At 41.3% G+C, this 10824-nt stretch carries 11 protein-coding genes and 1 rRNA gene; 10 read left to right on the top strand and 2 right to left on the bottom strand.

From position 1 onward, the window contains the following. Positions 1-131 precede the first annotated feature (131 nt). The 8 genes from rrf to hisC all read left to right on the top strand — a co-directional run bounded on the left by rrf (position 132) and on the right by hisC (position 7451). Positions 132-246, top strand: a 5S ribosomal RNA gene (gene rrf / locus AC5YCI_RS14810). Between the two features lie 255 nt (positions 247-501). Then, complete coding sequence (locus AC5YCI_RS14805) at positions 502-1953, top strand: RNA polymerase factor sigma-54 (protein WP_496130563.1); 1452 nt, start codon at positions 502-504, stop codon at positions 1951-1953. 119 nt (positions 1954-2072) lie between these two features. Further along, positions 2073-2405, top strand: a complete 333-nt coding sequence (gene hpf, locus AC5YCI_RS14800; protein ID WP_496130562.1) for a ribosome hibernation-promoting factor, HPF/YfiA family — start codon at positions 2073-2075, stop codon at positions 2403-2405. 139 nt (positions 2406-2544) lie between these two features. Then, entirely contained in the window at positions 2545-2796 is a 252-nt protein-coding gene (ibaG, locus tag AC5YCI_RS14795; RefSeq protein WP_122902352.1) for a BolA family iron metabolism protein IbaG, read from the top strand. 7 nt (positions 2797-2803) lie between these two features. Then, positions 2804-4063: a UDP-N-acetylglucosamine 1-carboxyvinyltransferase gene (murA, locus tag AC5YCI_RS14790; protein ID WP_496130561.1), complete on the top strand. Its 1260-nt coding sequence runs from the start codon at positions 2804-2806 to the stop codon at positions 4061-4063. 5 nt (positions 4064-4068) lie between these two features. Continuing rightward, positions 4069-4770, top strand: a complete 702-nt coding sequence (hisG, locus tag AC5YCI_RS14785; protein WP_496130560.1) for an ATP phosphoribosyltransferase — start codon at positions 4069-4071, stop codon at positions 4768-4770. Between the two features lie 165 nt (positions 4771-4935). After that, on the top strand, positions 4936-6240 hold the full coding sequence (gene hisD / locus AC5YCI_RS14780; RefSeq protein ID WP_496130559.1) for a histidinol dehydrogenase: 1305 nt from the start codon (positions 4936-4938) through the stop codon (positions 6238-6240). 110 nt (positions 6241-6350) lie between these two features. Further along, a complete protein-coding gene (hisC, locus tag AC5YCI_RS14775; RefSeq protein ID WP_496130564.1) occupies positions 6351-7451 on the top strand; it encodes a histidinol-phosphate transaminase in 1101 nt (366 codons plus the stop codon). A gap of 43 nt (positions 7452-7494) precedes the next feature. On the opposite strand, the gene pabB is transcribed toward hisC, so the two are convergent. Both pabB and AC5YCI_RS14765 read right to left on the bottom strand, forming a co-directional pair. After that, positions 7495-8820 carry an aminodeoxychorismate synthase component I gene (gene pabB / locus AC5YCI_RS14770; protein ID WP_496130558.1) on the bottom strand — a complete coding sequence of 442 codons (1326 nt, stop codon included), beginning with the start codon at positions 8818-8820 and terminating at the stop codon, positions 7495-7497. 135 nt (positions 8821-8955) lie between these two features. Continuing rightward, the gene (locus AC5YCI_RS14765; protein WP_496130557.1) at positions 8956-9504 is read right to left on the bottom strand and encodes an NUDIX hydrolase; all 549 of its coding nucleotides are present in this window, start codon (positions 9502-9504) and stop codon (positions 8956-8958) included. A gap of 140 nt (positions 9505-9644) precedes the next feature. Here AC5YCI_RS14765 and AC5YCI_RS14760 point away from each other — a divergent pair, with 140 nt between their 5' ends. Next, positions 9645-10247, top strand: a complete 603-nt coding sequence (locus AC5YCI_RS14760; protein WP_496130556.1) for a CoA pyrophosphatase — start codon at positions 9645-9647, stop codon at positions 10245-10247. A gap of 10 nt (positions 10248-10257) precedes the next feature. Further along, on the top strand, positions 10258-10788 hold the full coding sequence (locus AC5YCI_RS14755; RefSeq protein ID WP_496130555.1) for a gamma carbonic anhydrase family protein: 531 nt from the start codon (positions 10258-10260) through the stop codon (positions 10786-10788). Positions 10789-10824 lie beyond the last annotated feature (36 nt).

The raw sequence follows: 10824 nt of genomic DNA, 5'->3' as shown, positions 1-10824 counted from the left end.
AAAATCACTACAAACAACTTGATTTAGTTAACGCTAACGAACAAAATAGACGACTCAGATATATCCTGTTAATAACTCATTTGACGAAAGTTAGGCATTTGTAAGACCTGATGAGTAAGCATCCAAGTTGTGCTGGCGACAATAGCAAGAGTGAACCACCTGATCCCTTCCCGAACTCAGAAGTGAAACCTCTTAGCGCTGATGGTAGTGTGGGGTTACCCATGTGAGAGTAAGTCATCGCCAGCTCATTATTCTAAAAATCCCCCGATCGTTGATCGGGGGATTTTTTTTCGCCTATAAAAAGCAATAAACATCCTCAGAATTTGCATGAAATTGTTTAAACTTTAAAAATATTTTCTGCTGTTGATATTAATATTTTTTCTAGCTATTTAGTCTCAATTCTCTAAAAGCTGTATGATTTTTGATTTATCTATGCTATAAAAAATTAAACAGGCATAAAAATTGCTTACAAAGAGCGCAGAATAATGAGGGTAAAACAGCATGCGGTTATCAGTTGGATTAAAGGTTGCAAACTCACTTTCCTTAACACCACAGTTACAACAAGCGATCCGCCTACTGCAATTGTCAAGCCTAGAACTTGAGCAAGAGATCCAAATTCAACTAGAAAGTAATCCATTGTTAGAACATGTGGAAGAGCAAAATACGCTTGAAAGTTTATCTAGTTTAGACAAAGAAACGGATGATAAAGACCTCACTAAGGAACTCAATGCTGATCATTTGCCAGATGATCTGCCTGTAGATACGGATTGGGATGATGTTTATACCCATCAGCCTACAAGTTTAGGTACAGCTGACTTTGAAGAGCGTGAAGATAATCGCCAAGGTCATTTAGGTTTGAGTGAACATATGCTTGAGCAGATTAACTTACTTAATTTTAGTCAAATTGATAAGTTGATCGCCTACTGTTTAATCGATTCATTAGATGAAAAAGGTTTTTTAGATGCAGAAATCTCAGAAATCACTGCATCTGTACAGCATTTATTGCAATCTATGGATTATGAAGAAGAAGTTGAAGATGATGAGGTGGTTGCGGTACTCAAATGTATTCAACGACTTGATCCTGTAGGTGTAGGTTCGCGTAATTTAGCTGAATGTTTGGCTGTACAATTGGATTTACTACCTAGCCATACTAAAAATCGTCGTGAAGCTTTGTTGTTGTTGCAGCATTATGAGTTATTGATTAATAATGAATTAAGTAAACTGATCAAGCAAACGGGTTTAAATACAGAGCAACTAAAATCAGCCCTTGCCTTGCTCAAAACTTTAAAGCCACATCCAGGTTTAGACTTTGAAAATAAAGAATCAGATTATCAAATTCCAGATGTGGTCGTGGCGAAAAAAAATGATATTTGGCAGGTGCAACTTAATCCAGATATTGTGCCTAAGTTAAGAGTGAATTCTTTTTATGCCAATATGATCCGTCGTGCTGATCAAAGTGATGATAATCAGTACTTACGTAATCAAATGTTAGAAGCAAAAAACTTTATTAAAAGTATTGATGAGCGACATAAAACACTCTTGAAAGTCGCCAGTTGTATTGTTGAACACCAAAAAGCATTTTTAGAAATTGGTGCAGAGGGTATGCGACCTTTAGTATTGCGTGATATTGCTGAAGAAGTTGAGTTGCATGAATCGACTGTGTCACGGGTCACCACTAATAAATATATGTTAACACCACGCGGTTTATTTGAATTGAAATATTTCTTTTCAAGTCATGTCGGTACAACCACAGGTGGAGAAGCATCTTCAACTGCGATTCGTGCCAAAATTAAAAAACTCATTAGTGAAGAAAATATACGTAAGCCATTGTCTGATAACGCAATTGCAAATTTACTTAAAGAAGAAGGTATTGATGTAGCACGTAGAACAGTGGCGAAATATCGGGAATCGCTGAACATTCCATCGTCTTCTGAACGAAAAGTATTGATCTAAATTTTAAAGTGCGGTAATTGTAAAGATGCATTATGACAACATAATGACCAATAAAGGTGCAGCTTAAGCGTTTATTAAGTCTGCGACGTATTCCATCCTAAACTTTGAGGGATAGAACTATGCAAATTACAATTCGTGGTCATCATTTAACTATTACTCCTGCGATTGAAGACAATATCCGCAGTAAATTTGCACAAATGACTAAGCATCTCGATCAAGTGAGTAGTATGCAGGTCAAGTTAAGCAAGGATCATCAGGTAGATAAGCGCTCTAAAAAAGGCAGTAGTAACCATATTGCGGAAGCCATTATACGTGTACCTGGAGCGGAACTTTTTGCGCAGGCTACAGCGGATGATATGTATAGTTCAATTAAAAAAATGACGGAAAAGTTAAAACGTCAACTCGAAAAATATCGTGAATCTCAAACTGAGTATCAGGCGATTTTACCTTAGTGCTTAAAAAAGCAAAAAAGAGGTTTTTTTAAACCTCTTTTTTTATAGATATAATGTATATCACTAATGAATTATTTTTGTCATTTATAGTAGAATGACAGGTTTTTACACCCTTGATCTAATATAAGAGGTCTTTGCGATGAATAGTGATCAGCTCACTGATATTTTAAAAGCTGCTTTTCCTGAGGCTGAAGTTGCTGTAAGTGGGCAAGGCGGAAAATTTGATCTTCGTATTGTCGATGATCAATTTGAAGGTAAACGTCCGGTTGCTCGCCAACAAGCTGTTTACGCACCGCTCAATTCTTATATTGCAAGTGGTGAAGTGCATGCTGTCACAATTCGTGCAATGACCAAAGAAGAATGGCGTAAAGCTAGTCTTTTCGGAGCTTAATTCGTTAATGGATAAATTTTTAATTCAAGGTGGTACTAAGCTCGAAGGTGAAGTACGAATTTCAGGTGCAAAAAATGCAGCCTTACCGTTACTTGCCGCGACAATTCTAGCTGATACGCCAATTACGCTTACCAATGTACCTAATCTTAAAGATGTTAATACATTGGTGCAGTTGATCGCAGGCTTAGGTGTCACTATCAGCTATGCAGGGGATACCGTTACAGCGGATGTTTCAACATTAGATAATCAATTTGCACCGTACGAATTGGTGAAAACCATGCGTGCTTCGATTTTGGTGTTGGGTCCTTTGCTGGCGCGTTACGGTTCAGCTAAAGTCTCTTTACCGGGTGGCTGTGCCATTGGTTCACGTCCAGTTGATCAACATTTAAAAGCACTTGAAGCCTTAGGTGCGAAGATTGAAGTTGAAAATGGCTATGTGTTAGCAGAAGTAGACGGTCGCTTAAAAGGCGGTGAAGTTGTTTTTGATATGGTCACCGTTGGTGGTACCGAAAATATCTTAACAGCTGCGGTACTTGCTGATGGCGTAACCACGATTCGTAATGCCGCGCGTGAGCCTGAAATTACAGATCTTGCCAAGATGCTCATTAAGATGGGTGCCAAGATTGAGGGTTTAGATACGGACACGCTGGTGGTGACTGGTGTAGAAAGCTTACATGGCTGTGAATATGCAGTTGTGGCGGATCGTATTGAAACCGGTTCATATTTAGCAGCAGCAGCCATTACGGGTGGCCGTGTTAAAACTACACATACCGATCCAAGTCTATTAGAAGCTGTATTAGACAAATTTGAAGAAATGGGTGCGGAAGTGACCCGTGGTGATGATTGGATTGAGCTTGATATGCAGGGCAAACGCCCCAAAGCAGTTAGCTTCCGTACCTTGCCACATCCAGAATTTCCAACCGATATGCAAGCCCAAATTATGGCAGTCAATGCCATTGGTCGTGGTTTTGCAACAATTTCAGAAACAATTTTTGAAAACCGCTTTATGCATGTGCCTGAATTGTCACGTATGGGTGCTAACATTCAGGTCGAAGGTAATGATGCAGTGGTAACAGGGGTAGAACAGCTTTCTGCAGCACCTGTTATGGCAACAGATTTACGTGCTTCATTTTCATTGGTATTAGCAGCACTTGCTGCTGATGGTGAAACATTGATTGACCGTATCTATCATATTGACCGCGGTTATGAAGATGTAGAAGCAAAATTACAAGGTTTAGGTGCCCAAATTAAGCGAGTAAGCGAGTAAGATTAATGAGCGATATGAGAAACGATGATCCAAACTTTGACGTAATGGGCAATTTTGATCATGGTTTAACCTTAGCATTAAGTAAAGGTCGTATTTTAAAAGAAACATTGCCACTGTTAGAAACAGCGGGCATTAATCTTTTGGAAGATCCAGATAAATCGCGTAAATTAATTTTCCCAACTACGCATAAGCATGTACGTATTTTAATTTTACGTGCCTCTGATGTACCGACTTATGTTGAAAATGGTGCAGCGGATCTTGGTGTTGCCGGTAAAGATGTGCTGATGGAACATGGCGCACAAAACGTCTATGAACCGCTCGATTTAAAAATTGCCAACTGTAAGTTAATGACAGCGGGTAAAGTGGGTATGCAACGTCCGAAAGGCCGTTTAAAAATCGCCACTAAATACGTGAATTTAACCCGTCAATACTATGCAAGCCTTGGTGAGCAAGTAGATGTGATTAAACTTTACGGTTCAATGGAATTAGCGCCATTAGTGGGCTTAGGTGATTACATTGTTGACGTGGTCGATACAGGTAATACTTTGCGTGCTAACGGCTTAGAACCATTAGAAGAAATTTGTAAAGTATCTTCGCGTTTAATCGTGAATAAAGCCAGCTTTAAACGTAAGCAACAATTGCTTAATCCAATTCTAGCGCAGCTTGAAAAAGCGGTCGAAGAACGTGAAGCAGGCAAAAAAGCTTAAATCGTTTTGTGATCCAAAACCGCCTTCCGAGGCGGTTTTTTTATGTGAAAGATCAACTCAGCTTTTAATCAATCCTGACAAAAGCTATTTCCAATTAAACTGCACAGATAGATACCGACAAAAGATCAGAAAACAGGTAAACTAAAGTTTTCTTATAGACATGTTGTGGGTAAATTGATGCGACGTTTATCGACTCAAGATCAAAACTTTAAACAAATCTTTGCTGATTTGTTGGCTTTTGAGACTGTTAGCGATCCTGAACTTTTAAAGACTGTAGACCAAATCATTGCTGACGTTCGTCAGCATGGTGACGCTCATGTTCTTAAGCTGACACAGCAGTTCGATCGACATCCTGCGCATCAATTTTCAGATCTCGAACTGACTCAAGAAGCGCTTAAAGCCGCGTTTGAAGGTCTAACGACTGAAGTGCGTGAAGCTTTAGAGCTAGCGGCTCATCGTGTACGTGAATTTCACCAAGCGCAAAAGCAAGACGGTTGGACCTATGTAGATGCCTTAGGCAACACTCTCGGTCAAAAAGTGACACCACTTGATCGTGTGGGTATTTATGTACCGGGCGGTTTAGCATCTTATCCATCCTCAGTGTTGATGAACGCAGTGCCTGCGCATGTAGCAGGGGTGCCTGAGATTATTATGGTGGTGCCTGCGCCGAATGGTGAATTAAATCCCTTGGTGTTGGCAGCGGCTTATTTAGCTGGTGTAACGCGCGTATTCACCATTGGTGGTGCGCAAGCGGTGGCAGCACTGGCATATGGTACCCAAACTGTGCCTGCTGTCGATAAAATCACAGGGCCGGGCAACCGTTTCGTGGCTGCGGCAAAACGTGCCGTGTTTGGTCAAGTCGGTATTGATATGATTGCCGGCCCTTCAGAAATCTTAGTTTATGCAGAAGGCGACAATAACCCAGAATGGTTAGCCATGGACTTATTGTCACAAGCTGAGCACGATACCGTAGCACAAGCAGTATTTATCACGCCTGATGAAGAGTTATTGAATGCGGTGGGTGAGTGGATCGAAAAACACTTAGAAGCGCTACCAAAAGCCGATATTGCACGTACCTCAATTGAAAACCGCGGCGCTTTGGTCTTGGTGCAAGACCGTGCTGAAGGCATCGAGTTGATTAATCAAGTGGCACCTGAACATCTGATGTTATGTTTAGATGAAGCAGAGGCCATGGCTGAAGAGATTCGTCATGCTGGTGCGATCTTTATGGGCCGTTACACCCCAGAAGCGATTGGTGACTACTGTGCGGGCCCTAACCATGTGTTACCTACTTCAGGTACAGCACGTTTCTCATCACCGCTTGGCGTATATGACTTCCAAAAACGTTCAAGCTTGATTATGTGTTCTAAAGACGGCGTAAAAACTTTAGCACGTACAGCTGATGTATTGGCTCAACAAGAAAACCTTGATGCGCATGCGCGTTCTGCCCGTTACCGCTATCAAGATTAAGCCATATAATAGATTGAATTTGCCAATGCAAACCTCTGCAAAACTCAGCAAGATAAACTTCAACTGATTCAAAACAGAGGTTTGGGCCAATGACGAAAGAGAACAGCAGCATGTCTAATGTGACTACACAACAAATGCGTTTTTGGAGCCCAGCCGTACGCGAGCTTGAACCGTACGTACCGGGTGAGCAACCTAAAATTGACAACTTACTCAAACTCAATACCAATGAAAACCCATATCCACCTTCGCCAAAAGTTGCAGAAGCGGTACAACAATTATTAGCTAATTCTGCCGATATTTTACGTTTTTACTCAGACCCAGATGCCAGTGATTTAAAACAGGCGATTGCTAAGCAGCAAAACGTCGCTGCCAATCAAGTGTTTGTGGGAAATGGTTCGGACGAGGTTTTAGCGCATATCTTTAAAGCCTTTTTTGTGCAAGAGTTGCCAATTTTATATCCGGATATCACTTATAGTTTTTATCCAGTGTATAGCCAATTCTTTGGGGTGGAAACCAAGATTTTGCCACTCAATGATCATTTTGAGATTGTGGTAGAGGATTATAAGCAGCCGAATGGTGGGATCATCATTACCAATCCTAATGCCCCAACCAGTATTGATTTAGGCTTAAGCGCCATTGAAGAGGTGCTACAAGCCAATCCAAATTCGGTGGTGGTGATTGATGAAGCCTATGTCGATTTTGGTGCCCAATCTGCGGTAAGTTTAGTTGAAAAATACGAAAACTTAGTGGTGTGTCAAACCACCTCTAAATCGCGTTCATTGGCGGGTTTACGTGTTGGTTTTGCGATTGCGCAGCCACATTTAATTGCCGCTTTAGAGGCGGTTAAAAACAGCTTTAACTCTTATCCAATGGATCATTTTGCGATTGCTGCTGCCAAAGCATCTTTTGAAGATCAAGCTTATTTTGAAGCACAATGCCAAAAAGTCATTGCCAGCCGCGAAAAGCTAACCGCTGATTTAACGGCACTGGGTTTTGAAGTGTTGCCATCTAAAGCAAACTTTGTATTTGCGTCACATCCACATAAAGATGCTGCAGACATTGCCAGCCAATTGCGTGAGCAAGGTGTGATTGTGCGTTACTTTAACAAGCCACGTATCAATCAACACTTACGTATTACTGTGGGTACAGATGCAGAAAATCAGCGTTTAATTGAGACCTTAAAAAACCAAGTTTTAGCTTCTGTTGCTTAACTTAAATAAGTACTAAAAAAGCGACTCCTATGAGTCGCTTTTTTTATTTAGCCCATGTGTTGAGCAAATTGAGGAGTGCGGCAACTTTATCAAAGCATTCTTGATATTCGGCATCGAGTTGAGATGCAATGGTGATCCCGCCACCTGCCCAAAGAGAAATATCGTCTTGATACTTTTGAATGGAGCGAATGAGAATATTCCAACTGCCAGTGCCATCAAAATTAAAATATCCCATTGAGCCGCAATAGGCACCGCGTGGGGCTTGTTCAAGTTCGTCGATAATTTGCATGGCGCGAATTTTAGGTGCACCAGTAATAGAACCACCCGGCAGCGCAGACATCAGCACTTCAAACGGTTTAACGTCGGCTTTTAAGGTGGCGGTGACTTCGCTGACCATATGATGCACTTGATTAAAGCTCTCAATATTAAATAATTTAGGCGTTTTAACGCTACCGGTTTCGGCATATACACTTAAATCATTACGCAATAAATCCACAATCATCACGTTTTCAGCACGATCTTTTTCTGACGCCATGAGCTGTTGTTTAGACTGTTCGTCTAATTTGGCATCGGCAAAGCGTGGCATGGTGCCTTTAATCGGTTTGGTGACAATATTGCGCTTTGCATTAAATTCAATAAATAGTTCCGGTGAGCAGCTGAGCAGTTCAAATTCACCGTTACGTAGGTAGCCTGCATAAGGCGCTTGAGTCAATTGCCAAAATTTTTCTGCAGTGGCACTTAGGCGGCCTTGAGCTTGACCTACAAATTCTTGGGTTAAGTTAATTTGGTAGCAATCACCGGCGACAATATAGTCTTGTACGCGCTGAAATGCAGCTTGATACTCAGCTTTATTCCAACGTGCTTGGCAGGGTTGAGTCAGATAGAAATCTAAGACTGGTTTTCGTTGTAAGGCAGCTTGTAAGTAAGCAAATTGCTCAGCTGCATTAACAGCTGTACTGTGAAAATACCAACCATCGTCTTTTAAGCTTAAATAACTGTGAAAGATGCCTAAAAATAAAGCAGGTTGATCTTTATAATTTAAATGAATGGCTTGTGCTGCGCCGTGATCGTAGCCAATAAAGCCCATGATGCCACCGTTAAATGAATGGCTGGTTGTGCTGCCATTGGCACTTTGAATCAGTTGGCTAAAATCTTGTGCTGCGATCTTCGTGTATTGATTTAGAGTAGTAGCTTGAAAGTATTGCATCTCATCTTTTAAGACGCAGTACTGCTCAGGAAAACAACCAATCACAGGCTTGCCCTGATTATATAAATATACCAAAGGATCTAAAGCACTCAGTGTGCCGATTAACTCAGCAGGGCTTTGTGAGGAACAAAGTCGTTGGCAAAAAACAGCAGCTTGGCTCATACATCTACACAGGCGAACGGGAGATGCCTAGTGTAGCTAAAATTCGATTCAGATAAGCATGAGGGCACAGAATTTGCGGCAAAAATTGAAATTTTTAGGCGAAACTGAGCGAATTTGTTGGCATTTTCGCCACACTTAACCAGTTTGATCTAAACGTGAACCTAAGGTTTCAAGATGCATATTAAATTGTCCGATTTTGCGGTCGGCAAAGTAATGTTTTAAGGTGCGCTCTACACTTGGGAAAGCCAGTTGTTGCCAGGGAATTTCATCTTCGCTAAACAAACGTGACTCAATAGTTTCTTCACCAGCACCAAATTTACCATCGACTAAACTGGCCTTAAAGAGCACGTAAATTTGCCCAATACGTGGAATATTGTACATGCAATACAATTGTTCAATTTCCACCTCAGCTTCAGCTTCTTCGCGGGTTTCGCGCGCTGCACCTTGCTCCATGGTTTCAAACAGTTCCATGTAACCGGCAGGTAAGGTCCATAAACCATAACGTGGTTCAATGGCACGGCGACAGAGTAACACTTTGTCTTCATGCACGACTAAAGCACCGCAAATGACTTTGGGATTGACATAATGGATATTGCCACAACTGCCACACACCTGACGGACTTGGTGGTCGCCTAAAGGAATTTTCTCGACTGTTTTTTGTCCGCAGTTGCCGCAAAAGTTCATATGCATCATCAATGATAACCGGATGCCTCAGGATAACGTAAAAAAAGCGCGGCTGCATCCTCTGATCACGCTATCCTTTAGAATAAAAATTCAGCTATGATGTGATTTAACTGCATAAATCAGGACGTAGAGCGAACGACATGGATGATCGTGCACTGACTTTATTATTACAACAACGATTACGTTTTTCTAAGCGCATTCGTGAAGCACAAGCTGCCGTGCTGATTGCGATTACCGAAGAAGATGATCCTAAAGTGTTACTTACACGGCGTTCGGTGTATTTGAATAGTCATCCGGGAGAAGTGTCTTTTCCAGGGGGGAAACGTGATCCACAAGACACCAGTAATATTGTGGTGGCACTGCGTGAAGCACAAGAAGAAACTGGATTGAATCCTTTTGATGTGGAGCTGATTGGCGATTTACCGATGCAAAAGGCACGTAACGGTATGTTGGTGAAGCCGGTGGTGGGCTTTATTCCACCCAATTTGCCACTGGTACCACAGCCCAGTGAAATTGATCGAATCTTCTATGTCTCCTTACGTAAAATGCTCGAAGCCAAACCGATTCCTTATGAAGTACGTTTTCAGCATCAATCCTTATATTTTCCAAGTTTCCGTTTGGAAAATGAAATTATCTGGGGTTTAACCGCACGGATGATGGTGTCATTATTTAGATATGGTCTTGATTATCAAAAAGAATGGCCATTTTTGCTGAACTCTCCAGCTTTTAAAATCAAAAAATAAAGAGTCTATTATGTTATATCAATATAAAAATTTAAGTCCTAAAGCCATCAATGCCCCTTGGAATGGTTGGGTGGCACCTACAGCCAGCGTGATTGGTAATGTCGAATTAGGCGATAAAGTCAGTATTTGGTTTGGTGCTGTGGTGCGTGGGGACAATGCCAAAATTCATATTGGTCATTACAGTAATGTACAAGAAAATGCCGTACTGCATACCGATGCTGGTATTGATATGCACATTGCTGATTATGTCACTATTGGACATCAAGCGATGCTACATGGCTGTACGATTGGTGAGAATGCTTTGATTGGCATTCAGGCGGTGGTGCTTAACCATGCAATAATTGGTAAGAACTGTATTATTGGTGCCAATGCCTTAATTCCAGAAGGCAAAGTCATTCCAGATAACTCGGTGGTGATGGGTTCACCCGGTAAAGTGGTAAAAACTTTAGATGAAGAAGGGGTTGCCAAACTTAAACAAAGTGCCTTGCATTATGCTGCGCATTTTGCAGATTTTAAGGATCTAAAAGCCGTTGAACTCTAAGCAGAATCTGGAACAATTTTAGCCAAACCTCGTGTT

Source organism: Acinetobacter sp. CY17 (assembly GCF_059515825.1).
Note: the sequence above shows the minus strand (reverse complement) of the source record. Positions and strands in the feature narration are given on the sequence as shown.

What these genes read in the sequence shown, in the direction of transcription:
- AC5YCI_RS14805 (WP_496130563.1), top strand. Translation starts at nt 502, where the DNA reads ATGCGGTTATCAGTTGGATTAAAGGTTGCAAACTCACTTTCCTTAACA.
- hpf (WP_496130562.1), top strand. Translation starts at nt 2,073, where the DNA reads ATGCAAATTACAATTCGTGGTCATCATTTAACTATTACTCCTGCGATT.
- ibaG (WP_122902352.1), top strand. Translation starts at nt 2,545, where the DNA reads ATGAATAGTGATCAGCTCACTGATATTTTAAAAGCTGCTTTTCCTGAG.
- murA (WP_496130561.1), top strand. Translation starts at nt 2,804, where the DNA reads ATGGATAAATTTTTAATTCAAGGTGGTACTAAGCTCGAAGGTGAAGTA.
- hisG (WP_496130560.1), top strand. Translation starts at nt 4,069, where the DNA reads ATGAGCGATATGAGAAACGATGATCCAAACTTTGACGTAATGGGCAAT.
- hisC (WP_496130564.1), top strand. Translation starts at nt 6,351, where the DNA reads ATGTCTAATGTGACTACACAACAAATGCGTTTTTGGAGCCCAGCCGTA.
- pabB (WP_496130558.1), bottom strand. Translation starts at nt 8,820, where the DNA reads ATGAGCCAAGCTGCTGTTTTTTGCCAACGACTTTGTTCCTCACAAAGC.
- AC5YCI_RS14765 (WP_496130557.1), bottom strand. Translation starts at nt 9,504, where the DNA reads ATGAACTTTTGCGGCAACTGCGGACAAAAAACAGTCGAGAAAATTCCT.
- AC5YCI_RS14760 (WP_496130556.1), top strand. Translation starts at nt 9,645, where the DNA reads ATGGATGATCGTGCACTGACTTTATTATTACAACAACGATTACGTTTT.
- AC5YCI_RS14755 (WP_496130555.1), top strand. Translation starts at nt 10,258, where the DNA reads ATGTTATATCAATATAAAAATTTAAGTCCTAAAGCCATCAATGCCCCT.